A 24,097-nucleotide genomic window follows, 5' to 3' on the forward strand; every position below is an offset into this window, starting at 1 on the left:
GCTCAGCCGGCCAGGCGGACGGCGTTGCACGAGGGGCGGCTGAGCATCGTGACGTCCATGGTGCCGATCTTGATCCCGAGCGACGAGAGCAGGGGCGTGAGCAGACCCTCGAGCAGGGGGTTGAGCACCGTCAGGAGGAAGTTCGTCACGGACGAGAGCAGACCGCCCAGCAGACCGTTGTTGTCGACCTCGACGGCGAAGTTCACGCTGCTGCTGAAGGTGTGGTTGGCGGGCGTGGGAAGGCCCGCGCCGGCGGGGTAGGTGAAGGTGTGGCTGCCCGCGTTCGTCGCAGCCACCACCTCCTTGAGGTGGAGAGGAAGGTCCTTGCGGGGGTTCAACAGGCTGGCTGCGGTCAGTCGGGCCGACCCCGTGCCTCCGTACCCGACGACGCGCGCCGCCGTGGTCTGCCCGGCGATGGTGACGCTCGCCGGGCCCGTGCACTGCAAGGACGACAGGGTGGCCGTACCCTCGCCGACGCGGACGCCCATGCTGATCTCGGCGTAGGCGAGGAGCGAGGTCCCCACGGTGGTCTCGAGGTCGACCCGGGCCTGGGCCGTGCGGGCGGTGACCCCGGCCTTGCCGCAGGCGATCTGTGGTGGCTCGACGATGACGATCTGGGCGTTGGCGTTGAGCAGGCCGAGCGGGAGGCTGAGACCGAGCTGGTCGATGCGCAAGGCGTTGGTGCCGTTGGCGGCGACGATGGACGCCCCGACGAGGTCGAGCGCGTTGACCGTCGCCGAGAGGGCGGCGTTGCCGGTGGTGTCGAGTGCGAGGAAGTTGCTCACGTCGGCCCGCAGACCCGTGGCACGCGCTGCGATCGACTCCAGCAGGGTCGCGCTCACGAGGTCGCCCTGCTTGCGGACGACGGAGGCCGCCGCCAGCGTGAACGTCTGCAGGGAGACGTCGAGCGCTGCGAGCTCCTGCGGCGTGCCGACGCCGAGGGCGGCCGCGAGGTCGACGAGCGGGACCTGCACGTTCTTGAGGCTCACGAGGCCCGTGTAGCCGACGACGTCGAGGCCGTTGACCTTGATGACGCGGTCGAGGATCGGCCCGATGGCGCTGCCGGACGTGCTGAGCGTGAGCGTCTTGGTGCCGACGGAGAAGCAGACGGCCGCGTCGGACCGTGTCCCGATCGCCGTCCGTGTGGCCGAGCCCGAGTCGTTCCCGATCACGGGGGCGAAGGCGTAGTCCACGGTCGTGGCCGCGGTGATTCGCACCGCGTCGCAGCCGGTGGTGCCGGAGCCCGCGACGAAGGCACCGGTGGAGCTGAGGTGGCCCGGCGTCACGACCAGCGGCGACGACGTGCCGACGCGGCGGCCCTGGCGGGCCAGGCTCGCGTTCGCCGCGGCCTGGAGCGTCGACGTGGTGCAGGTCGGCAGCTTGCGTGCGGCGTCGAGGGCGGCCACGTCGGCGACCGCCTGCATGTCGCGCGCAGCGACGCGCTGCACCCCGAGATCGGTCGCGAACGCGGTGAAGCCGACCACGATGACCATGATGAGCGCGGTCAGGGGAAGGATGGCGCCCCGCTCGTCACGGCGCTGGCGCCTCACGAGCTCACCTCGCTGGTCGTGGTGTAGCCGATGGTGGTGGGGAGGGTGATGCCGAGCCCGGGGAAGGACGGGATCAGCGGGTTGGCGCGGTAGTTGTGGCTGATCGCGATCCGGGCGCACTGCACGGTCGAGCCGGTCGTGCACGCCGTGGTGGAGACGCTGCACGTCCCGACCGTGGCGCCGTTGCGGGTGAGCGTGCCTGTCGAGGTGCAGGTGACGCCGTAGGAGGAGAGCGAGCGGTTGATCGCCGCTCGGGCTCGATCGGCCGGCACGGTCGACCCCGTGGGGGAGACGGAGACGGCCATGGCGCGGGCGCCCTCGGCGGCGGCCTGGCTGATGCCTTGGCGGTAGCTCAGCATCCAGCCGTAGCTGATGACACCGAACAGCAGCGCGACGAAGATCGGCAGCACGAGGGCGAACTCGACCGCAGCAGCACCGTCGTCGCGACGACGGCGCGATCGCCCGTCGTCCGTGCGTGCCTGTCGTGGTCCGACCATCACGATGCTCCCTCGACCCGTGACCTGTCGGCTCCGCCCTGTGCAGGACCGACGCGAAAGCTCCCTCCCCGTCCCGGAACTCCCATCCGGCCGAGGCTTTCGTCCTGAAATCTAGCGTGACGAAAGGCCCCCTGTCCCTGGAATCAGGGAACAGGGGGCTGTGCTGGTCATCCGCCCGTGGCCCGGAACCCCCGCCGGCTGGTCATCCGCCCGTGGCCCGGAACCCCCGCCGGCTGGCCATCCGTCCGCGGCCCGGAACCCCGCCGGGCGGAAACGAGAGAACCCCCGCCGAGGCGGGGGTTCACTCGCGTGGGTGGGCGTCAGGCCCAGCGCTGCTCCGCGGGCACGAACTCGAGGGTCCGGTCACCGGTGTAGATCTGCTTCGGGCGCGCGATCTTCTGCTCCTTGTCGTCGACCAGCTCGAGCCACTGGGCCAGCCAGCCCGGCGTGCGACCGATCGCGAACAGCACCGTGAACATCTCGGGCGGGAACTGCAGCGCCTCGTAGATGAGGCCGGAGTAGAAGTCGACGTTCGGGTAGAGCTTGCGGGAGACGAAGTACTCGTCCTCCAGCGCGATCTTCTCCAGCTCCTGGGCGATCTCGAGCAGCGGGTTGACGCCGGTCACCTCGAAGACGTCGTCACACGCCTTCTTGATGATCTTGGCGCGCGGGTCGTAGTTCTTGTAGACGCGGTGACCGAAGCCCATGAGCTTCTCGTCGCCGTTCTTCACGCCCTCGATGAACTCCGGGATCTTGTCCTTCGTCCCGATCCGCTTGAGCATGCGCAGCACGGCCTCGTTGGCGCCACCGTGCAGGGGGCCGTAGAGCGCCGCGATGCCGGCCGAGACCGCCGAGTACGGATCGACCTGGCTCGAACCGACCGAGCGCACCGCGTTGGTCGAGCAGTTCTGCTCGTGGTCGGCGTGCAGGATCAGCAGCACGTCGAGGGCCTTGGCCAGACGCGGGTCCGGGTCGTACTTCGGCTCGCTCATCTTGAACAGCATCGACAGGAAGTTCTCCGTGTAGGAGAGCTCGTTGTCGGGGTAGACGTACGGCTTGCCCTGCGCGTGGCGGAACGACCAGGCGCCGAGCGTCGGCATCTTGGCGATCATGCGCACGATCTGCTCGCGTCGGACGTCGGGGTCGTGGATGGCCCGGGCCTCGGGGTAGAACGTCGAGAGGGCGCCGACGCTCGACAGCAGCATGCCCATGGGGTGCGCGTCGTAGCGGAAGCCCTGCATGAGGCTCTTGAGGTTCTCGTGCACGAACGTGTGGAACGTGATGTCGTGCACCCACTGGTCGTGCTGCTCCTTCGTGGGCAGCTCGCCGTGGATGAGCAGGTACGCGACCTCCAGGAAGGTGGAGGACTCCGCGAGCTGCTCGATCGGGTACCCGCGGTACTCGAGGATGCCCTTCTCGCCGTCGATGAAGGTGACGGCGCTGCGGGTCGACGCGGTGTTGGTGAACCCGGGGTCGTACACGGCGATGCCGGGGTCGTCCTCGGTCTTGCCGATCTTGCCGAGATCGGACGCGCGGACGGTGCCGTCCGTGATCTCGAGCTCGTACTCGTCGCCCGTCCGGTTGTCGCGGACGGTCAAGGTCTGGTCGGTCACGATGGGTCTCCTGTGACGTGCTGAACGGGTCATTGATGTGGCCCCGGACTCATCTCCAACCTAGTGCGGCCTCCCGAGACACGCACGGCTGGGTCTCGAGGAGCGAGCGCCGGGAAGCCTCGACGTCCGGCCACGCCCACCCGTTTTGACCGCGTGCGGCCACGCCGGTTACTCTTGGACGTCGTTGTGCCCTGCGTGCGCGATCGCCTCCCGGCGGTCCTGCGCCGAAGCCCAGGCGGCCTGTGCCCCCGGACTCGACGGCCACGGAGAACGTGTGGTCCGCCCACGGTCCGGACGTGCAGCGACAACGACCCAGATCCAGCTAGTGCCACCCAGAACCACAACGAGAAGGTCACGCCGTGCCTACGTACAGCCCCAAGCCTGCTGACATCAGCCATCAGTGGCACGTCATCGATGCTCAGGACGTCGTCCTGGGCCGTCTTGCCGTGTCGGCCGCGCACCTGCTGCGCGGCAAGCACAAGGCGACCTTCGCCCCGCATGTCGACGGTGGTGACTTCGTCATCATCATCAACGCCGACAAGGTGGCGCTGACCGGCAACAAGCGCACCGACAAGCCGGTCTACCGTCACAGCGGCTACCCGGGCGGGCTCAAGCAGATCGCGTACGGCGACCTGCTCGAGAAGGACGCCCGCAAGGCCATCGAGAAGTCCGTGCGCGGCATGCTGCCGAAGAACCGCCTCGGCGACAAGATCATCAAGAAGCTGAAGGTCTACGCCGGCCCGGAGCACCCGCACGCGCCGCAGCAGCCCCAGCCGTACGAGATCAAGCAGATCTCCCAGTGAGCACCCGAGCAGAAGAGACGAGCACCGTGGCTGACACCACCGAGACCGACGTCCCCACCACCACCGACGGCGTCTACACCTCCGAGACCTCGCCGTCCGCGGAGATCGCGACGAGCAAGTCCCTCGTGGCCCCCGGCGCGGCCACCGGCCGCCGCAAGGAGGCGGTCGCCCGCGTGCGCATCGTCCCCGGCTCCGGCCAGTGGACCGTCAACGGCAAGCCGCTCGAGGACTTCCTCCCGAACAAGCTGCACCAGCAGATCGCCAAGGAGGCCCTGGCGGCCACCGGCCTCGAGGGCAGCTTCGACGTCGTGGCTCGCGTCACCGGCGGCGGGATGACCGGCCAGGCCGGCGCGCTGCGCCTCGGCGTGGCCCGTGCCCTCAACGCCATCGACGAGGAGGTCAACCGTCCGCTGCTGAAGAAGGCCGGACTGCTGACCCGCGACGCTCGCATCAAGGAGCGCAAGAAGGCCGGCCTCAAGAAGGCCCGTAAGGCTCCTCAGTACAGCAAGCGCTGATTCCGTTGGGCCGGATCTTCGGCACCGACGGGGTACGAGGCCTCGCCAACCGCGACCTGACCGCCGAGCTCGCGCTCGACCTGTCGGTCGCGGCGGCACATGTGCTCGGCGAGGCCGGAGCGTTCGCCGACAGCCGGCCCACGGCGGTCGTGGCCCGCGACCCGCGCGCCTCGGGGGAGTTCCTCGAGGCGGCGATCGTCGCGGGTCTCGCCTCGGCCGGTGTCGACGTGCACCGGCTCGGCGTCGTGCCCACCCCGGGCGCCGCCTTCCTCACCGCCGAGCTCGACGCCGACATGGGCGTCATGATCTCCGCGAGCCACAACGCGATGCCCGACAACGGCATCAAGTTCCTCGCGCGCGGTGGACACAAGCTCGACGACGCGATCGAGATCGCGATCGAGCAGCGCCTGCAGGAGCCGTGGGAGCGCCCGGTCGGGGCCGGCGTCGGACGCATCGGCGACAGCCACGTGGGCGTGAGCTCCTACGTCAAGCACCTGGTGAGCACCGTCCCCGATCGGCTCGAGGGTCTCAAGGTCGTGCTCGACTGCGCCAACGGCGCCGCCTTCCACGTGGGCCCCACCGCGTTCGCCGAGCTCGGTGCCGAGGTCGTCACCATCCACGACGAGCCCGACGGTCTCAACATCAACGAGGACTGCGGCTCCACCCACCTCGGTGACCTGCAGGCCGCGGTCGTGCGGCACGGCGCCGACGCCGGCTTCGCGTTCGACGGCGACGCCGACCGGTGCCTCGCGGTCGACGCCGAGGGGCGTGTGGTCGACGGCGACCAGATCCTCGCCGTCCTCGCGCTCGCCCGGCAGCAGGCCGGCACGCTCAAGGACGACACGGTGGTGGCCACCGTCATGAGCAACCTCGGCTTCGTGCAGGCGATGGAGGCGGCGGGTCTGCGCGTCCTGCAGACCGCGGTGGGCGACCGCTACGTCCTCGAGGCGATGCGTGCCGGCGGCTTCACGCTCGGTGGCGAGCAGTCGGGCCACGTCATCATGGCCGACCACGCGACGACCGGCGACGGAGTGCTCACCGCGCTGCACCTCGCGGCGCGCATGCGAGCGACGGGTCGGTCGCTGGCCGACCTCGGGTCGGTCATGCAGCGGCTCCCGCAGGTGCTGGTCAACGTCCCCGACGTCGACAAGTCGCGGGTCGACACCGATCCCGTGCTCCAGGGCGAGCTGGTCGCGGCCAACGGTGCCCTCGACGGTCGCGGCCGCATCCTGCTGCGTTCCTCGGGCACCGAGCCGCTGGTGCGCGTCATGGTCGAGGCCCCGTCGCTCGACGAGGCCACGTCGGTGGCCGAGCGACTCGCCGACGTGGTGCGCCACACCCTCGGCGTCTGATCGGCCCGCTCGCGGCGCGGTAGCGTCGGCCCGTGCAGATCCGTCGGGTGGACCTCGCAGACGACGAGCAGTACGCCGCGTTCCACGCGGTCTACGCCCGCAGCCACGCCGAACCCTTCGACGAGCCCTGGGGCATCGCGGAGAAGCGGACCAACCTCACCAGCGACCCCTACGCCGAGCACGTGGTGCTCGCCGGCGTCGTCGACGACGAGGTGGTGGGTGGGGCGTGGGTCTCCTTCCCCCAGCAGGACAACCGGACGCTCGCGTACCTGCACGTCTTCGTCGACCCTGGACGGCGTCGTGCCGGCCTCGGCAGTGCACTGCTGCGGGCCGTCGAGGATCGGGTGAGGGCCGAGGGTCGGGTCAACGCCTTCGCCGAGGCGTCGTGGTCGGTGCACGACGAGGCCGGCGCAGGGTCGGTGTTCGCCGCCCTGCACGGCTATCGCGTCGACCTGCTCGACGCGATCCGCGAGCTGCGCCTCCCGGCCGCGCCGCCTCAGGCGCCGTGGCGTGACGGGTACACCGCGGTCGCGTGGCGTCACTGCCCCGAGGAGTGGGTCGACCAGTACGCCGTGCTCCGCGCGCTCATCCTGGCGGAGGCCCCGTCGGGCGACGTCGGCATCGGGCCGGAGCACTTCGACGCCGCGCGGGTGCGCCACGAGGAGGCGCGGTGGCGCGAGCAGGGCCGTGTCGGACAGACGGTGGCGGCGGTCGCCCCCGACGGCACGCTCGCCGGGCACACCCAGCTCGTGGTGCCGGATCACGGCGAGACCGCCTACCAGTGGGACACCCTCGTGCTCCCGGCCCACCGCGGCCACGGCCTCGGTCTGGCCATGAAGGTGGCGGCCCTGCACGAGGCGGCCGACCTGCTCGAGGGTCGCACGCGCGTCACCACCTGGAACGCGGCCTCGAACACGCCGATGATCGCCGTCAACGAGGCCATCGGGTACCGGCAGGTGGCGTGGGCGGCCGAGCTGGTGAAGGGGCTGGGCGGCTGATCCTCGGCGTCGGTCGGGTCGTCGTCCGGGGCGTCCCGTGCCGTTGCTGCTGCGTCGTTCCGGATGGGCCTCGACCCGCGGCTGCGTTGCTCCGGCTGGGTCATGCCTTGCGGCTGCGTCGCTGTGGCTGCGAGGCGGGGCGGTCTCCGAAAGGGCCTCGACCGGCGGCGGGGTCCGGGCTCGGTCGGGCTCTCGGAGCGTGGCCGGGGGTGACGCAGGATTCTGCGTTCGTGCGTGAGGGGGCGAAGGATGCTGCGTTCGCTACGGGATCCGGTGCGAAACGCAGCATCGTTCGGGGTTCTGCGCGCGAAGGCAGAATCCTGCGTCCGCTGGGGCGCCGGTGCGCGGCGGATGGGCAGAGATTCTTCCTTCGCGTGTGACGGTCCACGAGAAGGGAGAATCCCTGCCCGTGGGGGGCCTCTTCTCGTTGCCACGATGCTTCCTTCGCGTGGCACGGTCCACGCGAAGGAAGAATCGTGCGTGGATCCCGCGCAGAGGGAGAATCGTGGCCGCGCCCCGCAGGCCCAGCCGATCCGGGACCCCCCGTTCCGGTCGAGGCCCTCTCGGAGACCGCCCCGCCTCGGAGCCACAGCGACGCAGCCGCGGGAGAACGTGGAGCCACAGCGACGCAGCCGCAGGAGAACGCGAAGTCACAGCGACGCAGCCGCAGCCGAGACCCCGGCCGAGACGTCGCAGCAGCAGGGAAGGTCTCGGCCGGGCCGACTCACCCGCAGGACACGACCCCCGGCCGCCGCACCCGCAGTCCGGCTCGTCCGGCTCACATCTTGCGGAACCGCACCCACTTCACGGAGTGCTCGGCGCTCTTGCGCAGCACCAGGTCGGCGCGGCCGCGGGTGCTCTGGATGTTCTCGCGCAGGTTGGGCCAGTTGATCGTGTCCCACAGCTCCTCGGCGCGGGCTCGCGCCTCGTCGTCGGTGAGGCTGCTGTAGCGGTGGAAGTAGGAGGCGGGGTCGGCGAACGCCGTGCGGCGCAGGGCCAGGAACCGGTCGACGTACCAGCGGCGGATGTCCTTGCTGGAGGCGTCGACGTAGATGGAGAAGTCGAAGTAGTCGCTCACCGACAGCCCGGGTGACCCGTCGCCGCGTTCCTTCGCCGGAGCGAGGACGTTGAGGCCCTCGACGATGACGATGTCGGGCCGCTCCACCACCACCGTCTCGTCGGTGCGGTCGTAGGTGAGGTGGGAGTAGACCGGCGCCGAGACCTGCTCGACGCCGGACTTGACGTCGATGACGAAGCGCAGGAGCGCCTTGCGGTCGTAGGACTCCGGGAAGCCCTTGCGCTGGAGGATGCCCCGACGCTCGAGCTCCTCGTTGGGCCAGAGGAAGCCGTCGGTGGTGACCAGCTGGACGCGCGGGTGGTCCGGTGACTGGGAGAGCAGAGCGCGCAGGAGCCGGGCCGTCGTGGACTTGCCGACGGCCACGGACCCGGCCACGCCGATGACGAACGGGGTGCGCTGGGGCTGCGGCTCCCGCAGGAACGACTCGGTGGCCTCCCAGAGCCGGGTCGCGGCACGCACCCGGAGGCTGATCAGCTCGGTGAGGGGCAGGTAGACCTCGCGCACCTCGTCGATGTCGAGCTCGTCGCCGAGGCCACGCAGACGCTCGACGTCGGCCTCGGTGAGCGGCTGCGGCACGTCGTCGGCGAGGTCGGCCCATGCGGACCTCTCGATCTCGACGTACGGCGAGAGCTCACGAGCCATGGCCTCATCCTGCCGGTAGCGGGAGCCGGCGGGTTCCCTGGGTACCCTGGAGCGCATGTGTGGAATCGTGGGTTACGTCGGGCACCGCAGCGCCCTGGACGTCGTCATGGGCGGGCTGCGTCGCCTCGAGTACCGCGGCTACGACTCCGGCGGAGTCGCGCTGGCCGACCCCGAGACCGGTCAGATCGCCTGGGCCAAGAAGGCGGGCAAGCTCGTCAACCTCGACGGGGTGCTCGCCGAGTCGCCGCTGCCGGAGTCCACCACGGGCATCGGGCACACCCGTTGGGCCACCCACGGCGCGCCCAACGACCGCAACGCGCACCCGCACCTCAGCGAGGACGGTCGCATCGCGGTCGTGCACAACGGGATCATCGAGAACTTCGCCGTGCTCCGGTCCGAGCTGGAGGCCGCCGGGCACGAGATGCAGTCCGACACCGACACCGAGGTCGTGGCCCACCTGCTCTCCGACGAGCTCGTGCGCACGCCCGCCCTCGACGACGCCGTGCGTGCCGTCTGCAACCGGCTCGAGGGTGCCTTCACGCTCGTCATCACCGACGCGCAGCAGCCCGACGTCGTCGTCGGCGCGCGGCGCAACTCCCCGCTCGTGGTCGGGCGGGGCGAGGGCGAGAACTTCCTCGGGTCCGACGTCTCGGCCTTCATCGAGTACACCCGCGAGGCGGTCGAGCTCGGCCAGGACCAGGTCGTCACCATCACCCGCGACGACATGGTGGTCACCGGCTTCGACGGTGCACCGGCCGAGACCACCAGCTACCACGTGGACTGGGACGTCTCGGCGGCCGAGAAGGGCGGCTACGACTGGTTCATGCTCAAGGAGATCGACGAGCAGCCGCAGGCCGTCGCCGAGACCCTGCTCGGCCGCTACAGCCGTGCGGGCCGCCTCCAGCTCGACGAGATGCGCCTCAGCGACGACGAGCTGCGCGACGTCGACAAGATCATCGTCATCGCCTGCGGCACTGCCTCCTACGCCGGACTCGTGGCCAAGTACGCCATCGAGCACTGGACGCGCATCCCGTGCGAGGTCGAGCTCGCCTCGGAGTTCCGGTACCGCGACCCGATCATCGACAAGTCCACGCTCGTCGTGGCGATCAGCCAGTCCGGCGAGACCATGGACACGCTCATGGCCATCCGGTACGCCCGCCAGCAGCGCGCCCGGGTGCTGAGCATCTGCAACACCAACGGCTCCACGATCCCGCGCGAGTCCGACGCGGTCATCTACACCCACGCCGGCCCGGAGGTCGCCGTCGCGTCCACGAAGGGCTTCCTGTCGCAGGTCGTGGCCTGCTACCTGCTGGGTCTGTACCTGGCCCAGGTCAAGGGCACCAAGTACGGCGACGAGATCGACGCCATCATGGGCGCGCTCGAGAAGCTGCCGGCCGGCATCCAGCGGATGCTCGACGAGGGCGACCAGGTGCGCAAGCTCGCCGCGGAGCTGTCGGACCGTCGGTCCGTGCTGTTCCTCGGTCGGCACGTCGGCTACCCCGTGGCGCTCGAGGGGGCGCTCAAGCTCAAGGAGCTGGCGTACCTGCACGCGGAGGGCTTCGCCGCGGGCGAGCTCAAGCACGGCCCGATCGCGCTCATCGAGGACGGCATCCCCGTCTTCGTGGTCGTGCCACCGAAGGCACGCGACCAGCTGCAGGAGAAGATCGTCAGCAACATCCAGGAGGTCCGCGCCCGCGGCGCCCTCACGATCGTGCTGGCCGAGGACGGCGACGACGACGTCGTGCCCTACGCCGACCACCTGATCCGGCTGCCCAAGGTGCCCACGCTGCTCCAGCCCCTCGTGGCCACGGTGCCGCTGCAGATCTTCGCGTGCGAGCTGGCGTCGCTGCTCGGCCACGACGTGGACCAGCCGCGGAACCTCGCCAAGTCGGTCACGGTCGAGTAGGTCGACGGTGTCCGGCATCTGGGGCGTGGGGGTCGACGTCGTCGACCTCGGCCGGTTCGAGCGGACCCTCGAGCGCACGCCCGAGCTGCGTTCGCGACTCTTCACCCCCGCCGAGGCCGTGCTCTCCACCGAGCGCCTGGCGGCACGCTTCGCCGCCAAGGAGGCGTTCGTGAAGGCCCTGCGAGCGCCCGCGGGCATGTCGTGGCAGGACATCGAGGTCGTGCTCGACGAGCACGGCGCTCCGTACCTCTCGCTCTCCGGGGCGGCCGAGGCCCGGGTGGCCGACCTCGGCATCACGCGCGTGCACGTGTCGCTGTCGCACGACACGTCGGTGGCCACGGCGTTCGTCGTGGCGGAATCATGACGGGGGTCATGAGCAGGGGCGTGAGCACGTGCTGAGCGGGCACACCGTCGCGCAGGTGCGCGACGCCGAGGAGCGGCTCGCCCGCGAGACCGGCTGGGACGCGCTCATGCAGCGCGCCGCCCGCGGACTGGCCGACGCCCTCGACGACGTCCCGGCCGGCGACGTCGTGGTGGTGCTCGTCGGTCCCGGCAACAACGGCGGCGACGCCCTGTTCGCGGCAGCCCATCTGCTCGACCGCGGCGTGCGCGTGGACCTCGCGCTGCTCGACCCCGGCGCCGTGCACGCCGAGGGCCTCGCAGCGGCCCGGGCGGCCGGCGCGCAGCACGTCGACGGCCCGGGTGCCCAGCGCTGGTGCCTCGACGCCCTGTTCGGCATCGGTGCCCGTGCCCGCCTCGAGGGTCGGGCCGCGGACTGGGCCCGGTGGACGCACGAGACGTCTGCCCACGTCGTGGCGGTCGACGTCCCCTCCGGCGTCGACGTCGACACGGGAGTTGCCCCGGGCGTGCACGTGCGGGCGGACCGCACGGTCACGTTCGGCACGTACAAGGTCTGCTCCCTGGTCGGGCCGGCCGCCGACGCCGGGGGAGGGGAGCCGCCCCACCTCGTCGACATCGGGCTCGGCCCGCACCTGCCGGGCGCCGCCGTCGAGGCGCTCGAGGTCGGTGACGGCGAGGTGCTGCGACGACACGTGCCCAGCGGGGAGTCCCACAAGTACGCGCGTGGCGTGGTCGGGGTGTCGGCCGGGTCCGACGCCTACGCCGGCGCCGCGCACCTCTGCGTGGCCGGTGCGCAGTCCGGCCTCGCGGGCATGGTTCGGTTCGTGGGCACCGACGCGCTCGCCGCCCGCGTGGTCGACCGGGCGCCAGAGGTCGTGCACGGACGCGGTCGGGTGCAGGCCTGGGTGGTCGGCCCGGGGGCCGGCGACGACGTGGGCGATCAGCTCGCCGCGTGCCTCGACGACGGCGTGCCGCTGGTCGTCGACGCCGGTGCGATCGAGCACCTGCCGCACGACCCCCAGGTGCCGGTGCTGCTCACCCCGCACGCGGGTGAGCTGGCCCGCCTGCTCGACGTCGACCGCGAGACGGTCGAGGCCGATCCTTGGGCGCACGCCGCCACGGCCGCCGACCGCTGGGGGACCACCGTCCTGCTCAAGGGTGCCCGCACCCTCGTCGTCGCCCCGCGGAACGGTTCCGGCGAGCGACGGTGCTCCGTCAACCTGTCCGGGACGCCGTGGCTGGGCACAGCGGGGTCCGGCGACGTGCTGGCCGGCTTCGCGGGGTCGCTGCTGGCCGGCGGGCTCGACCCGTTCGACGCCGGGCGCCTCGCCGCGTTCCTGCACGGAGCGGCGGCCGTGCGGGCGAACCCCGGAGGTCCCGTCGCCGCGTCGGAGGTCGCCGCGGCCCTGCCCACCACCGTGGCGGCGTTCCTCGACGGCACCCTGGTGGAGGTGCGCCGGTGGTGAGCCCGCAGGCCGAGGCGGTCGTCGACCTCGACGCGTACCGCCACAACGTGGCCACCCTCGCGCGGCTCGCTCCGGGAGCGGCGCTCATGGCGGTCGTGAAGGCGGACGCCTACGGCCACGGCATGCTCCCGGTGGCCCGCGCGGCGCGGGAGGCCGGCGCCTCGTGGCTCGGTGTCGCGACGCCCGAGGAGGCGCTCCGGCTGCGCGAGTCCGGCGACACCGGGCCGTTGCTCTGCTGGCTCGCGGCACCCGGCGCCTCCTACGCCGCCGCCGTCGAGCGCGACGTCGAGCTCACCGCGTCATCGACCGAGCAGCTCGCCGAGATCCTGGCCGACGTGCCCACCGGCCGACGTCCGCGCGTGCAGCTGAAGGTCGACACCGGTCTGGCCCGCAACGGCGCCTTCGGTCCGCAGTGGGACGACCTGGTCGGGGCCGCCGCCTCCGCGCAGGCGTCGGGCCGCGTCGAGGTCACGGGGGTGTGGTCGCACCTCGCCTGTGCCGACGAGCCGAGCCACCGGGCCAACGAGCTCCAGGAGGAGGTCTTCCGACAGGCCGTCGAGACCGTGCGGGGTGCCGGCCTCGACCCACGCTGGTGCCACCTGGCCAACTCGGCGGCCCTGCTCACCCGCCCCTCGGCCCACTTCGACCTCGTGCGGCCCGGCATCGCCACCTACGGGATCGCCCCCGACCCCGCCCTCTCCGGGATCGCCGACCTGCGACCGGTGCTCACGCTGCGGGGCATGCTCGCCGCCGTGAAGCGGGTGCCGGCGGGCACGTCGGTCTCCTACGGCCACACCTGGACCACGGACCGCGAGACCACCCTGGGGCTGGTCCCGCTCGGGTACGGCGACGGCGTGCTCCGCACCGCGTCGGGTCGCGCCGAGGTCGGTTTCGCGGGGGGTCGCGCCCCCGTGGTCGGACGCATCTGCATGGACCAGCTGGTCGTGGACCTGGGCGACCGGGACGCCACCCGCGGCGACGTGGTCACGCTGTTCGGCGCGGAGCCGGGCGCCCCCACCGCGGAGGACTGGGGGAGCGCCGCCGGTACGATCGGGTACGAGGTCGTCACCCGACTGGGCGGCCGCATCGAGCGCACCTACCGAGGCTGAGCCGGACGCACCGTCCGTCGGCCGGCCCACCGAGGACCGTGATGAGCCACCTTCCCGCCCGTCTGACCGCCCTGGCCGCGACCGCCGGGGCCTTCGTGGCGGCCGGGGTCGCCGCGAAGGTCGTCGACACCCGCCGGCGCGAGCACCGACGCGAGCAGCGGGGCGAGGACGTGCCGTTCGGCAGCGTGCACAGCACGCCGCGCACCGTCATCGCCTCCGACGGCGTCGCGCTCAACGTCGAGGTCGACGAGGCACGCACACGCGGCGACGGGACGCCGGCCGGCCGGCACGAGGCGGGCTCCTCGACGCAGGACTCGCCGCTGACCGTGGTGTTCGTGCACGGCTGGGTCTGCACCCTCGACACGTGGCACTACCAGCGCCTGGCGCTCCGCGGCCTCGTGCGCATGGTGTTCTACGACCAGCGCTCGCACGGAGGCTCGGGACGATCGACCCGGCACGGCTCGAGCTTCGAGCAGCTCGCCGACGACCTGCGCACGATCCTCGACGAGGTCGCGCCCGACGGCCCGGTGGTCCTGGTCGGCCACTCCATGGGCGGCATCACCGTCCAGCAGCTGGCCGCCGAGTCACCCTCGCTGTTCGGTGACCGGGTGGTGGGAGCGGTGCTGCTCTCCACGAGCGCCGGTCGTCTCGTGCGCCAGAGCCCGGGGCTGCGCCGGCTGCTGCCGCTGCTGCGGGCGGGAAGCCCGCTGCTCGACTGGGGACGCACCTTCAACAGCTACAGCGTGGTGCGTCGTTGGGCGGTCGGTCCCGACGCGCCGCAGAAGTACGCCGACATGTCCGACGAGATGATCCTGCGGGCGCACACCTCCGTGCTGCTCGACTTCTACCCCGCGTTCGTCGACCTCGACGTGCGGACCGGGGCCAAGGGTCTCGCGCAGGTGCCGGTCGTCGTGGCCTGCGGCACGAAGGACCTGCTCACGCCGATCAGCCATGCCCGGCGCCTGGCCGACGCCATCGACGGTGCCGAGCTCGTGACCCTGGAGGACGCCGGACACATGATCCCGTTCGAGGAGAACGTGGCCGTCACCCGTGCGATCGAGGACGTGCTCGAGGCCGTCGGTCATCCGGTGCGGGAGCAGGACCGCTGATGCGCGCTCTCGACGTCATCGACGCCGGTCCCGAGCACGCCGAGGCCGTCGTCGACATCATCCACCGCTCCTTCAGGGTGCGGCCCGACCTCGACCCGCCGTCGACCGCGCTCGAGGAGACGGTCGAGTCGGTCGCCGAGGTCCTCGGCACGGCCGGCGGGCTGCTGGTGGAGCGTCGAGGCGTTCCCATGGGTGCCCTGCTGTTCGACGAGTCGCGCCCCGGCAAGCTGGGCCTGCGGCGCGTGGCGGTCGACCCCGAGATCCAGTCGCGCGGCGTCGCCTCGGCCATGGTGGGCGTGGCCGAGGACACCGCCGAGGAGCGCGGCAAGGACGGCATCTGGCTGCACGTGCGCGAGGAGCTGCCCGACACGGTGCGGTTCTGGACGCGACGCAAGTACTACCCGGTCGACCAGGAGGGTCCGCTGCTGGTGCTGGGCAAGACGCTCTGGCTCGCCCGCGAGGTCCCGACGCCCGAGGTCATGCACCACCTGGCCGCGCGGGTCGCCGAGCTCGTGCGACCCGGCGACCTGCTGGTCCTCACCGGCGACCTCGGTGCGGGCAAGACCACGTTCACCCAGGGCCTGGGAGCCGCGCTCGACGTCCGCGGACCCATCACGTCGCCCACGTTCGTGCTGGCCCGCACGCACCCGTCGCAGTCCGACGGTCCGGCGCTCGTGCACGTCGACGCGTACCGGCTGGGTGGCGCCGAGGAGGTCGACGACCTCGACCTCGACGCCACGGCCGAGGAGTCGGTGACCGTGGTGGAGTGGGGCGCGGGCATGGCCGAGCAGCTCAACGACAGCTGGCTCTCGGTGAGCATCGAGGTGCGCGGCGCCCGCCCGATCGACCCGCTCGGCACCCAGCACGACGGCGACCACCCCGACGAGGCGGAGCCGCGCGTGGTCACCATCAAGCCGCACGGTCCCCGCTGGGTCGACGTCCCGCTGCGCTCGACCCTGCTCGGCTGAGGTCCTGCTCGGTCTGCGTCTGCGTCGACGCGGCTTCTCGGCGGTCTGAGGCTGCGTTCCTCGGAGGCGGGTGACGCACGTGTCGGAGCCGTCAGAGGTAGGTGGCGCACCTATCGAAGGCGTCGGAGGTAGGCCTCGCACCCGTCCGGGCCGCGGACCGGTGCGTCACCTACCTCTGACCGCCCGGACCGACGAACGATGCTCTCTGCGTGGGGGACCGGTCCACGAGAATGATCGCTGCCCGACGCTGCGGGCGTGCCCCGATGGCCCAGTGGAGTGAGGGTAGGCTCACTCGTGTGCTGCTGCTTGCGATCGACACCTCCGGCCCTGCCGTGAGCGTCGCCGTCCACGACGGCGACGTCGTCGTCGGCCGGGCCGAGGGGGAGGGCACGATGGCGCACGGCGAGCTGCTCGCCCCGGCGATCCGCGACGCCCTCGCCGAGGCCGGTCGGACGGCAGGCGACCTCACCGACGTCGCCGTCGGTGTGGGGCCCGGACCCTTCACCGGACTGCGCGTCGGCATCGTCACCGCGCGCACCCTCGCGTCGACCCTCGGGCTCACGGCCCACGGCGTGTGCTCCCTCGACGCCCTAGCCCTCGCCGCTGCGCTCGACCACGAGCACGTCGTGGCCATCGACGCCCGCCGCAAGGAGGTCTACTGGGCGCGGTACGCGCCCGGTGACGACGGCGTCCTGCGCCGGGTCGACGGCCCGAACGTCGACAAGCCCGCCGAGCTCGCGCGCCTGCTCCCCGACCTGCCCGTGGTCGGACGAGGGGCCCAGCTGTACGCCGACGTGCTCACGGCGCTCGACGGACCGCTCGACGCGTCGGCCGCGGCCCTCGCCGACGGCGTGGTGAGCGGCCAGGTCGAGATCCTGCCCCTGGAGCCGCTCTACCTGCGCCGGCCGGACGCTCGGCCGGCGTCGCCCGTGCGGTGATCCGTCCCGCGGACGACGGCGACCTCGCGGCCCTCGTCGAGCTCGAGCGCGAGGTCTTCGGCCAGGGAGCCTGGTCCGCGGCCACGCTGCGCGAGGAGCTCGCCCTGCCGGACCGGATCGTGCTCGTCGACGAGCACGACGGCGTGACGACCGGCTACGTCGACGTCGGCGTCGTGGCCGACGTCGCCGACCTGCACCGCGTGGTCGTGGACGCGGCGCACCGGCGCCACGGCGTCGCGTCGGGCCTGGTGGGCTCGGCGAGCACGGCGGCCGCCGACCGTGGCGCGACGCGCATGCTGCTCGAGGTCGCCGACGACAACGCCCCTGCGCTCGCCCTGTACGCCGCCCACGGCTTCGAGCCGATCGCACGTCGCCATGGCTACTACGGCCCCGGCCGGGACGCGCTCGTGCTGGAGGCGGCACTCCCCGCGAGCACGCCGGAGTCGTCGCGATGATGGAGGAGATCCGGTCGTGGCCGTGGGCCTGGGCGTGGCTGGCGCTCTTCGCGATCGTGCTGCTGCGCGCCGGCGCCACCTACGGTGTCGGTCGTCTGGTCGCGGCGGGTGTGCTGCGTCGACGCGAGCCCGGCCCCCGGCTGCGCGCGGCCGCCGACCGCGTGGACCGGTGGGGTCCGCCGGTGGTGACCGCCAGCTTCCTGACGGTCGGCGCGCAGACCGTGGTGAACGCCGGCGCCGGTCTCGCCGGCATGACCTGGCCGCGCTACCTCGTCGGGCTGGTCCCCGGTGCCGCGCTGTGGGCGACCGTCTGGAGCACGATCGGCGCCGGCGCGTTCCTCGTGGCGCTGCGCACCGGAAGCGAGCGCGGGGAGGCGGTCGCGGTCGGCTGCGTGGCCCTGGTGCTCGTGGCGGTCGTCGCAGCACTTGCGTCGCGCCGTCGGCGTGGCAGTCTCGAAGCATGACCGACGGACCCATCGATTTCGACGCCCAGGACAACCGCGACGAGTCGGAGGCCCTCGACCAGCTCCAGCCCGACGACACGCTCGTCGACCGAGGGGTCGACGACGTGCTCGACGAGGGCTACTCCCCACCGGAGAAGTGGAGCGCGGGCGAGGGCTTCGGCACCACGCCCGACGAGGCGCTCGAGGGCGAGACCCTCGACCAGCGCGTCGCGCAGGAGGTTCCCGACGTCGACCCCTACGCCGACGTGGACCCCGAGGCCTACGACGACGAGGTGGGCGACGAGCGTTCCGGCCGCCTGGTCGCGCCCGACGAGGGACTCGGCGAGGACACCGAGAAGGCCCTGGTCGGCGACGACGTCGGCATCGACGGTGCTGCCGCCAGCGCCGAGGAGGCCGCCGTGCACGTCGTGGACGACGATCCCGACGACCTGTCCGCCGGCTCGCCCGGGACATGAGAAGCGGGTCCGCGACGACCCCTTCGGTGCACATCTGTGCACTACGCTGACCCGCATGCGCGACATCACCTACCCGCCGGTCATCGTGACGGCCAAGACGCTGTTCAAGCTGCTGGGCATGTCGTTCCAGATGTCCGGCACCGAGCACGTGCCGCGCACCGGGGGAGCGATCCTCGCGGCCAACCACATCGGCTACGTCGACTTCGTCTTCGACGGCCTCGCCACGCAGCCGTCGGGTCGCCTAGTGCGGTTCATGGCGAAGAAGGAGGCCTTCGACCACCCAGTCGGCGGACCGCTCATGCGGTCCTTCCACCACATCGAGGTCGACCGTGACGCCGGACAGGCGTCGTACGACAAGGCCGTCGAGTACGCGCGCTCCGGCGAGATCGTGGGCATCTTCCCCGAGGCGACGATCAGCCGCTCCATGGAGATCAAGGAGCTCAAGACGGGCGCCGTGCGGATGGCCGCGGAGGCGGGCGTCCCGCTCATCCCCATGGTCACGTGGGGCACGCAGCTGCTGAAGACCAAGGGTCACGAGTCCGACATCTGGGGCCGTGGCAAGACGATCGCGCTGCACGTCGGCGAACCGATCCCGGTCACGGGTGAGGACCCGGTGGCCGAGACGCAGGTGCTGCGCGAGGCCATGACGGCGCTGCTCGACAAGGCGATCCGCGAGTACCCGGTCTCCCCGGAGGGTCAGTGGTGGGCCCCGGCCCGCTACGGCGGGACGGCCCCGACGCCGGAGGAGGCGGCCCGGCTGGACGCCGAGGAGAAGGCGCAGAAGGCCGCCCGTCGCGCCGCGAAGCAGGACGGGCAGTCCTCCTGACCGCACCTCGCGGTCCTCGGCGTTCGGCCCAGGACCAGGTCGGCCGCGGGCTCCACGGGGTCTGAGAGACTGGTCGGCGTGACTGAACCGATCGTGCTCGGCATCGAGTCGTCGTGCGACGAGACCGGCGTCGGCATCGTGCGGGGCACCGACCTGCTGGCGCACGCCGTGGCCTCCAGCGTCGAGGAGCACGTGCGATTCGGTGGCGTCGTGCCCGAGGTGGCCAGCCGGGCCCACCTCGAGGCGATGGTGCCCACCCTGGAGCAGGCGTACGCCCAGGCGGGCATCGACGTGCGCGAGGTCGACGCCATCGCCGTCACCTGCGGTCCCGGTCTGAGCGGGGCGCTGCTGGTGGGCGTCGCCGCGGCCAAGGCGCTGGCGATCGCGCACGACAAGCCGCTCTACGGCGTCAACCACCTGGCCGCCCACGTGGCGGTCGACCAGCTCGAGCACGGTCGCTTCGACCGCCGGGTGGCCGCGCTGCTGGTGAGCGGCGGGCACACCGAGATCCTGCTCGTCGACGACATCGCCTCCGACATCACGATGCTCGGCACCACCATCGACGACGCGGCCGGCGAGGCCTTCGACAAGGTGGCGCGGCTGCTGGGCCTGCCGTACCCCGGCGGGCCGCACATCGACCGTGTGGCGCAGGAGGGCGACGGCACGGCCATCCGGTTCCCCCGGGGACTCACGGCCGCCAAGGACGCCGACCGGTACCGCTACGACTTCTCCTTCTCCGGACTCAAGAGCGCCGTGTCCCGGCACGTCCAGCACGAGCAGCGCATGGGGCGCGACATCGACGTCGCCGACGTCGCGGCCTCGTTCCAGGACGCCGTGGTCGACGTGCTGACCCGCAAGACCGTGCAGGCGTGCCGCGACCACGACGTCGACACCCTCGTCGTCGGGGGAGGGGTGGCCGCGAACGGGCGGCTGCGCCAGATGGTGCTCGAGCGGGCGTCGGCGGCCGGGATCGAGGTCCGCATCCCGAAGCCGGGTCTGTGCACCGACAACGGCGCGATGGTGGCGGCGCTCGGTGCCGAGGTCGTGTCGCGCGGCATCGCCCCGTCGTCGCTCGACCTCCCCGTCGACTCCAGCCTGCCCGTCACCCGCGTCGTCGCCTGAGCGTCCGCGGCGTGCCTGTGCACGGCTCCCGGCGCGGGGCGGCCGTCTCTGGCAGGCTGGCGCCGTGGCAGTCATCGAGGCACGAGGGCTCGGCAAGTCCTACGGCACCCGTCGCGCGGTCGACGACCTGAGCTTCACCGTGACGCCCGGCAGCGTCACGGGGTTCCTCGGTCCCAACGGCTCGGGCAAGTCCACCACGATGCGGCTCATGCTCGGGCTGGACCGGGGCGAGGGCCGCACCACGTTCGACGGCCGCACCTTCGGCGAGCTCGAGCAGCCCATGCGCCACGTCGGCGCCCTGCTGGAGGCCAAGCCCTTCCACCCCACGCGCCAGGCCCGCCACCACCTGCAGATGCTGGCGGTCGCGAACCGCATCGAGCGGCGTCGCGTCGACGAGGTCCTCGAGCTGGTCGGCCTGACCTCGGTCGCGAAGGGCCGACCCAAGAAGTTCAGCCTCGGCATGGGGCAGCGGCTGGGCATCGCGGCGGCGTTGCTCGGCGACCCGCACACCCTCGTGCTCGACGAGCCCAGCAACGGGCTCGACCCCCAGGGCATCACCTGGCTGCGCCAGCTGCTCCGGCACCTCGCCGGCGAGGGCCGCTCCGTCTTCGTCTCCAGCCACCTGCTGCAGGAGATGGCGCTCCTGGCCGACGAGCTCGTGGTCGTGGGTCGCGGACGCCTGCTGGCCAACGGTCCCGTGAGCGACTTCGTCGAGCACGGCGGCACGGTCCAGGTGCTGCTGCGCAGCCCCGACCTCCACGTCCTCGCCCCCGTCCTGACCGCCGCCGGGGCCACGCTCACCCCGGACGCCGACGGAGCCCAGGTCGTCTCCGGTCTCGACGCCGCCCGCATCGGCGACCTCGCGCACGAGCACGGCGTGCGCGTGCACGAGCTGTCCACCCGGCGGGCCACCCTGGAGGAGGCCTTCCTCGCGGCCACCGGTCTCGACGAGGAGTACCGGGGCGCGATCGCCGACCCGGGCCACGACCGCGAGGGCGGAGGAGAGCGATGATCGACGCCCTGCGCTACGAGGTGGCGCGCCTGCGCACCATCCGGTCCACCTGCTGGATCCTCGGGGTGGCCTTCGCCTTCCAGCTCCTGCTCAGCGTGCTCATCGCCTGGAACCTCCCGGAGACCGGCCCGCTGTCGGGCGGCGACAACACGTTCGCGATCCTCGTGACCGTGGGGGCCTCGCTCGGCTTCGCCCCGCTGTTCATCGCCTACGTCATCGGCCTGCTCGGGGTGTTCTCGATGGGTCACGAGTACCGCCACGGCATGATCCGCGCGACGTTGACCGCCCTGCCGAGCCGCATCTCGGTCATGCTCGCGAAGATCCTCACGACGGCCGTGCTGTCGCTCGTGGCTGCGCTGGTGTGCGTGGGGATCGCGGCCCTCAGCGCCCTGGTGTTCGGGGTCGGCATGCCCACGTTCGAGGGGTTGCGCGACATCGCCCTGGGCACCGTCCTCTACACGACCCTGTTCTCGCTCTCGGGGCTCGCGTTCGCCACGCTGACCCGCAACCAGACGGCGGCCGTGGCCATGCTGCTGCTCATCCCGTCCCTCGTCGAGGGCCTCGTGAAGGCGGTCGTCCTCGCGATCAAGGCCGCCTCCGACGACCCCTCGGGCCGTGGCGGGCTCGTCGAGGTGCTGCGCTTCCTGCCCTACGACGCAGGCGGACAGATGTACACGCGCCTCTCCCTGGACAACGCCCTGCAGATCTTCGGCGTCGTCCCGTTCGGTCCGGTCGGGGGCGGTCTGGTCATGGCGGTCTTCGTGGTGGTGCTGCTCGTGCTGGGCACCGTCGCCTTCGTGCGGCGCGACGCCTGACCCCGCCTCCGCGGCGGTTCGGCGCGACGCCCCGCAGCCGGTCGATGGGCGTCCTCCGGGCGGCCGGAACTCGGGACCTTGCTCCCCTGTCCCCGTGAGCCAGGTCACGTAGACTTTCTCCATGCCACGCACCTCGGAGCCCAGGGCGCACGAGCGGCAGCACGACGTCGCCGTACCGGCGGGCTCCGACCCGGACTCCCTGTCGCGCTGGCTCCGCCGCGCGCACGAGGAGTTCCTGACCTCGGGCACCACCGACGCGCCGGTGCGTTCGGTCGTGCGCGACTCCTGGAAGCGCAGCGTGGCCGGTGGCCTCGACCCCGAGACCGACCTGCCCCGCATCACGCTCGACGACGAGGCCCTGCGCGAGATCCGCGAGCACCACCCGCTGGCCCCCGGCCTGCCGGTCATCCGACGGCTGCTCGTCGAGAGCGCCGCCGACGCCGGGCTGCTCGTGGCGGTCAGCGACGCGGCCGGTCAGCTGCTGTGGGTCGAGGGGTCGTCGGGCCTGCGCTCCCGGGCCGAGGCGATGCACTTCATGCCCGGCGCCGACTGGAGCGAGACGAGCGCCGGTACCAACGCGCCCGGCACCGCCCTGGCGATCGACCGGCCCGTGCAGATCTTCGGTCCCGAGCACCTCGGGCGCCAGGTCACGCCCTGGAGCTGTTCGGCGGCTCCCATCCACGATCCCGACACCGGTGCGATCCTCGGTGTCCTCGACGTGACCGGCGGAGCCGAGGTGGCCACCGCGCAGGGGCTGGGCTTCGTCCGCGCGACGGCTGCGGCCGTGGAGGCGGAGCTGCGGATCGCCCGGCTCCAGCCGAGCGCGTCGCCGCTGCAGGTCTCGAGCGGCTGGTCCGCCCCCCGGCTCGACGTGCTCGGCGTGCACGGCGCCACCTTGCAGGTCGGTCCGCTCACGTCGCGGCTCAGCGGACGCCACAGCGAGCTCCTGCTGCTGCTGACGCGGGCGCCCGACGGGCTCACCGCGGCCGAGCTGGGCGTGGCGCTGAGCGACGACGACCAGGCGCCGGTCACCATCCGTGCCGAGCTGTCGCGCCTGCGCGGGGTGCTCGGGCCCCTGGAGCTCGCGTCGCGGCCCTATCGCCTGCGCACGGCGGTGCGCACCGACGTCGACGAGGTGCGCGACCTGCTGCGCGACGGTCGTCTGCGCAGCGCCGTGGCGGCCTACCGCGGGCCGGTGCTGCCGGCCTCGACCGCCCCGGCGGTCGAGGAGCTGCGCGACGACCTGCACCTCGAGCTGGTCTCGGCCCTGCTGGCCAGCGACGACGCCGACGCCGTCCTGTCGTTCGCCGACACCCCGCACGGTCGTGACGACCTCGGGGTCTGGTCGCGGGCGCTCGAGATCCTCCCGACGACGTCACCCCGCTACGCGCAGGTCGCGGCCCACGTCGAGAAGCTCGACCGCGCGTTCGGCTGAGGGGGCGGAGCTGCGGCTGGGTCTCCGCTCGCTGCTGCGTCGCTGTGGCTGGGGCTTCTCGTGCTGCTGCGTCGCTGTGGCTTCGCGTCGAGGTGGTCTCCGAAAGGGCCTCGACCGGAACGGTGGGTCTCGTCCCGGCTGGGTCTGCGGGGCGCGGCCACGATTCTCCCTCTGCGCGGGATCCACGCACGGTTCTTCCTTCTCGTGGACCGTGCCTCGCGAAGGAAGAATCGTGGCGACGCCCAGGGGCCACGTAGGGGCAGGGATTCTCCCTTCGCGTGGACCGTCACGCGCAAAGGGAGAATCCCTGCCCACCCGACGCGCGAACCGGCCCCGCGGGACGCAAGATTCTGCCTTCGCGTGCTCAAGCCCGAACGATGCTGCGTTGGTGACGGGATCCCGTAACGAACGCAGCATCCTTCGACCCCTCACGCACCAACGCAGAACCTTGCGTCCCCCCGAGCCGCCCTCCGAGAACCCAACCCGAGCTCGGACCCCGCCGCCGGTCGAGGCCCTTTCGGAGACCGACCCGACTCGCAGCCGCGGCGACGCAGCCGCAGGTCGAGGCCCACCCGCGAGAGCGCAGCCACGGGGAAGCCCCACCCACGG

At 72.2% G+C, this 24,097-nt stretch carries 23 protein-coding genes; 19 read left to right on the forward strand and 4 right to left on the reverse strand.

What is annotated here, in order from left to right:
- Positions 1-2: 2 nt before the first annotated feature.
- The 3 genes from ASF35_RS06320 to ASF35_RS06330 form a co-directional block, all read right to left on the reverse strand.
- Positions 3-1,550, reverse strand: coding sequence for a pilus assembly protein TadG-related protein (locus tag ASF35_RS06320; RefSeq protein WP_055964381.1), 1,548 nt, complete (start codon positions 1,548-1,550; stop codon positions 3-5).
- A complete protein-coding gene (locus tag ASF35_RS06325; RefSeq protein WP_055964384.1) occupies positions 1,547-2,047 on the reverse strand; it encodes a TadE/TadG family type IV pilus assembly protein in 501 nt (166 codons plus the stop codon). Before ASF35_RS06325 ends, ASF35_RS06320 begins: the two co-directional genes overlap by 4 nt.
- A 320-nt stretch (positions 2,048-2,367) precedes the next feature.
- The gene (locus ASF35_RS06330) at positions 2,368-3,693 is read right to left on the reverse strand and encodes a citrate synthase (protein WP_082480663.1); all 1,326 of its coding nucleotides are present in this window, start codon (positions 3,691-3,693) and stop codon (positions 2,368-2,370) included.
- 326 nt (positions 3,694-4,019) lie between these two features.
- Between ASF35_RS06330 and rplM the strand changes: the two genes are divergently transcribed.
- The 4 genes from rplM to ASF35_RS06350 are packed head-to-tail and all read left to right on the forward strand — an operon-like array spanning position 4,020 to position 7,328.
- Entirely contained in the window at positions 4,020-4,463 is a 444-nt protein-coding gene (rplM, locus tag ASF35_RS06335) for a 50S ribosomal protein L13 (RefSeq protein WP_055964390.1), read from the forward strand.
- A 26-nt stretch (positions 4,464-4,489) separates the two neighbouring features.
- Positions 4,490-4,978, forward strand: a complete 489-nt coding sequence (rpsI, locus tag ASF35_RS06340) for a 30S ribosomal protein S9 (RefSeq protein WP_055964394.1) — start codon at positions 4,490-4,492, stop codon at positions 4,976-4,978.
- Between the two features lie 5 nt (positions 4,979-4,983).
- A complete protein-coding gene (gene glmM, locus ASF35_RS06345) occupies positions 4,984-6,330 on the forward strand; it encodes a phosphoglucosamine mutase (RefSeq protein WP_055964397.1) in 1,347 nt (448 codons plus the stop codon).
- A 32-nt stretch (positions 6,331-6,362) separates the two neighbouring features.
- Positions 6,363-7,328, forward strand: coding sequence for a GNAT family N-acetyltransferase (locus ASF35_RS06350; RefSeq protein ID WP_055964401.1), 966 nt, complete (start codon positions 6,363-6,365; stop codon positions 7,326-7,328).
- Between the two features lie 778 nt (positions 7,329-8,106).
- Here the strand turns inward: ASF35_RS06350 and coaA are convergent.
- Positions 8,107-9,048, reverse strand: coding sequence for a type I pantothenate kinase (gene coaA, locus ASF35_RS06355; protein ID WP_055964404.1), 942 nt, complete (start codon positions 9,046-9,048; stop codon positions 8,107-8,109).
- 55 nt (positions 9,049-9,103) lie between these two features.
- On the opposite strand from coaA, the gene glmS reads away from it, so the two are divergent.
- From glmS to ASF35_RS06430, 15 genes are all read left to right on the forward strand, one after another.
- Positions 9,104-10,954 (forward strand): glutamine--fructose-6-phosphate transaminase (isomerizing), encoded by a 1,851-nt coding sequence (glmS, locus tag ASF35_RS06360; RefSeq protein WP_055964406.1) that lies wholly within the window; start codon positions 9,104-9,106, stop codon positions 10,952-10,954.
- 7 nt (positions 10,955-10,961) lie between these two features.
- Positions 10,962-11,318, forward strand: a complete 357-nt coding sequence (locus tag ASF35_RS06365) for a holo-ACP synthase (protein WP_235499110.1) — start codon at positions 10,962-10,964, stop codon at positions 11,316-11,318.
- Between the two features lie 28 nt (positions 11,319-11,346).
- Positions 11,347-12,780, forward strand: a complete 1,434-nt coding sequence (locus ASF35_RS06370; RefSeq protein ID WP_055964410.1) for a bifunctional ADP-dependent NAD(P)H-hydrate dehydratase/NAD(P)H-hydrate epimerase — start codon at positions 11,347-11,349, stop codon at positions 12,778-12,780.
- Positions 12,774-13,889: an alanine racemase gene (gene alr, locus ASF35_RS06375; protein WP_055964413.1), complete on the forward strand. Its 1,116-nt coding sequence runs from the start codon at positions 12,774-12,776 to the stop codon at positions 13,887-13,889. The genes ASF35_RS06370 and alr overlap by 7 nt, the downstream gene beginning before the upstream one ends.
- A 41-nt stretch (positions 13,890-13,930) precedes the next feature.
- Positions 13,931-14,998: an alpha/beta fold hydrolase gene (locus tag ASF35_RS06380; RefSeq protein WP_055964416.1), complete on the forward strand. Its 1,068-nt coding sequence runs from the start codon at positions 13,931-13,933 to the stop codon at positions 14,996-14,998.
- A complete protein-coding gene (gene tsaE / locus ASF35_RS06385) occupies positions 14,998-15,966 on the forward strand; it encodes a tRNA (adenosine(37)-N6)-threonylcarbamoyltransferase complex ATPase subunit type 1 TsaE (protein ID WP_055964419.1) in 969 nt (322 codons plus the stop codon). The genes ASF35_RS06380 and tsaE overlap by 1 nt, the downstream gene beginning before the upstream one ends.
- A gap of 296 nt (positions 15,967-16,262) precedes the next feature.
- Positions 16,263-16,904 (forward strand): tRNA (adenosine(37)-N6)-threonylcarbamoyltransferase complex dimerization subunit type 1 TsaB, encoded by a 642-nt coding sequence (gene tsaB / locus ASF35_RS06390; protein ID WP_055964423.1) that lies wholly within the window; start codon positions 16,263-16,265, stop codon positions 16,902-16,904.
- A complete protein-coding gene (locus ASF35_RS06395) occupies positions 16,901-17,359 on the forward strand; it encodes a GNAT family N-acetyltransferase (protein ID WP_055964426.1) in 459 nt (152 codons plus the stop codon). The genes tsaB and ASF35_RS06395 overlap by 4 nt, the downstream gene beginning before the upstream one ends.
- Positions 17,356-17,823, forward strand: coding sequence for a DedA family protein (locus ASF35_RS06400; protein ID WP_055964429.1), 468 nt, complete (start codon positions 17,356-17,358; stop codon positions 17,821-17,823). The genes ASF35_RS06395 and ASF35_RS06400 overlap by 4 nt, the downstream gene beginning before the upstream one ends.
- Positions 17,820-18,278 carry a DUF5709 domain-containing protein gene (locus ASF35_RS06405; protein WP_055964432.1) on the forward strand — a complete coding sequence of 153 codons (459 nt, stop codon included), beginning with the start codon at positions 17,820-17,822 and terminating at the stop codon, positions 18,276-18,278. Before ASF35_RS06400 ends, ASF35_RS06405 begins: the two co-directional genes overlap by 4 nt.
- A 55-nt stretch (positions 18,279-18,333) precedes the next feature.
- Positions 18,334-19,104, forward strand: a complete 771-nt coding sequence (locus ASF35_RS06410; protein WP_055964435.1) for a 1-acyl-sn-glycerol-3-phosphate acyltransferase — start codon at positions 18,334-18,336, stop codon at positions 19,102-19,104.
- Between the two features lie 78 nt (positions 19,105-19,182).
- A complete protein-coding gene (tsaD, locus tag ASF35_RS06415; RefSeq protein WP_055964438.1) occupies positions 19,183-20,226 on the forward strand; it encodes a tRNA (adenosine(37)-N6)-threonylcarbamoyltransferase complex transferase subunit TsaD in 1,044 nt (347 codons plus the stop codon).
- 64 nt (positions 20,227-20,290) lie between these two features.
- Positions 20,291-21,238 (forward strand): ATP-binding cassette domain-containing protein, encoded by a 948-nt coding sequence (locus ASF35_RS06420; RefSeq protein WP_055964441.1) that lies wholly within the window; start codon positions 20,291-20,293, stop codon positions 21,236-21,238.
- Positions 21,235-22,053 (forward strand): ABC transporter permease, encoded by an 819-nt coding sequence (locus ASF35_RS06425; protein ID WP_055964444.1) that lies wholly within the window; start codon positions 21,235-21,237, stop codon positions 22,051-22,053. The genes ASF35_RS06420 and ASF35_RS06425 overlap by 4 nt, the downstream gene beginning before the upstream one ends.
- Positions 22,054-22,174: 121 nt before the next feature.
- Positions 22,175-23,488 carry a GAF domain-containing protein gene (locus tag ASF35_RS06430; protein WP_055964447.1) on the forward strand — a complete coding sequence of 438 codons (1,314 nt, stop codon included), beginning with the start codon at positions 22,175-22,177 and terminating at the stop codon, positions 23,486-23,488.
- The last annotated feature ends 609 nt before the right edge of the window (positions 23,489-24,097 follow it).

It is taken from the genome of Aeromicrobium sp. Leaf291 (assembly GCF_001423365.1).
Classification (GTDB): domain Bacteria; phylum Actinomycetota; class Actinomycetes; order Propionibacteriales; family Nocardioidaceae; genus Aeromicrobium.

What these genes read in the sequence shown, in the direction of transcription:
- ASF35_RS06325 (WP_055964384.1), bottom strand. Translation starts at nt 2,047, where the DNA reads ATGGTCGGACCACGACAGGCACGCACGGACGACGGGCGATCGCGCCGT.
- ASF35_RS06330 (WP_082480663.1), bottom strand. Translation starts at nt 3,693, where the DNA reads ATGACCCGTTCAGCACGTCACAGGAGACCCATCGTGACCGACCAGACC.
- coaA (WP_055964404.1), bottom strand. Translation starts at nt 9,048, where the DNA reads ATGGCTCGTGAGCTCTCGCCGTACGTCGAGATCGAGAGGTCCGCATGG.
- glmS (WP_055964406.1), top strand. Translation starts at nt 9,104, where the DNA reads ATGTGTGGAATCGTGGGTTACGTCGGGCACCGCAGCGCCCTGGACGTC.
- ASF35_RS06380 (WP_055964416.1), top strand. Translation starts at nt 13,931, where the DNA reads ATGAGCCACCTTCCCGCCCGTCTGACCGCCCTGGCCGCGACCGCCGGG.
- tsaE (WP_055964419.1), top strand. Translation starts at nt 14,998, where the DNA reads ATGCGCGCTCTCGACGTCATCGACGCCGGTCCCGAGCACGCCGAGGCC.
- ASF35_RS06400 (WP_055964429.1), top strand. Translation starts at nt 17,356, where the DNA reads ATGATGGAGGAGATCCGGTCGTGGCCGTGGGCCTGGGCGTGGCTGGCG.
- ASF35_RS06405 (WP_055964432.1), top strand. Translation starts at nt 17,820, where the DNA reads ATGACCGACGGACCCATCGATTTCGACGCCCAGGACAACCGCGACGAG.
- ASF35_RS06410 (WP_055964435.1), top strand. Translation starts at nt 18,334, where the DNA reads ATGCGCGACATCACCTACCCGCCGGTCATCGTGACGGCCAAGACGCTG.
- ASF35_RS06425 (WP_055964444.1), top strand. Translation starts at nt 21,235, where the DNA reads ATGATCGACGCCCTGCGCTACGAGGTGGCGCGCCTGCGCACCATCCGG.
- ASF35_RS06430 (WP_055964447.1), top strand. Translation starts at nt 22,175, where the DNA reads ATGCCACGCACCTCGGAGCCCAGGGCGCACGAGCGGCAGCACGACGTC.